At 54.3% G+C, this 857-nt stretch carries 1 protein-coding gene; it reads right to left on the bottom strand.

Features of this window, described 5'->3' with window-relative positions; all coding sequences use genetic code 11:
- Positions 1-857 (bottom strand): elongation factor Tu (gene tuf / locus FOT55_RS12495; RefSeq protein ID WP_127147055.1); only part of this gene is annotated, 857 nt, incomplete at both ends.

The raw sequence follows: 857 nt of genomic DNA, 5'->3' as shown, positions 1-857 counted from the left end.
GGCTTGATGGAGCCTGGTTTAGCCAGTACCTGACCACGTTCGATTTCTTCACGTTTGATACCACGCAGCAGAACACCTACGTTCTCACCAGCACGGCCTTCGTCCAGCAGTTTGCGGAACATTTCAACGCCAGTACAGGTAGACTTAACGGTGTCTTTGATACCAACGATTTCAACTTCTTCGCCAACTTTGATGATACCGCGCTCAACACGACCGGTAACAACGGTACCACGACCGGAGATGGAGAATACGTCTTCGATTGGCAGCAGGAACGGCTTGTCGATAGCACGCTCTGGCTCTGGGATGTAGCTGTCCAGGGCTTCGGCCAGTTCGATGATTTTCGCTTCCCACTCAGCTTCGCCTTCCAGCGCTTTCAGCGCGGAACCGCGGATCACTGGCAGGTCGTCGCCTGGGAAGTCGTAAGCGGACAGCAGTTCGCGAACTTCCATTTCTACCAGTTCCAGCAGCTCTTCATCATCAACCATGTCGCATTTGTTCATGAATACGATGATGAAAGGAACGCCAACCTGACGACCCAGCAGGATGTGCTCACGAGTCTGAGGCATTGGGCCGTCAGTCGCAGCTACTACCAGGATCGCGCCGTCCATCTGAGCAGCACCGGTGATCATGTTTTTCACGTAGTCGGCGTGCCCTGGGCAGTCAACGTGCGCGTAGTGACGAGTCGGGGTGTCATACTCAACGTGAGAGGTGTTGATGGTGATACCACGAGCTTTTTCTTCTGGCGCGTTATCGATCTGGTCGAAAGCACGTGCAGAACCGCCGTAGGTTTTAGCCAGAACGGTGGTGATCGCTGCAGTCAGGGTAGTTTTACCGTGGTCAACGTGGCCGATAGTACC

Source organism: Serratia bockelmannii (assembly GCF_008011855.1).
Taxonomy (GTDB): domain Bacteria; phylum Pseudomonadota; class Gammaproteobacteria; order Enterobacterales; family Enterobacteriaceae; genus Serratia; species Serratia bockelmannii.
The sequence above is the reverse complement of the archived record's forward strand: the minus strand, read 5'-3'. Positions and strand labels throughout refer to the sequence as shown.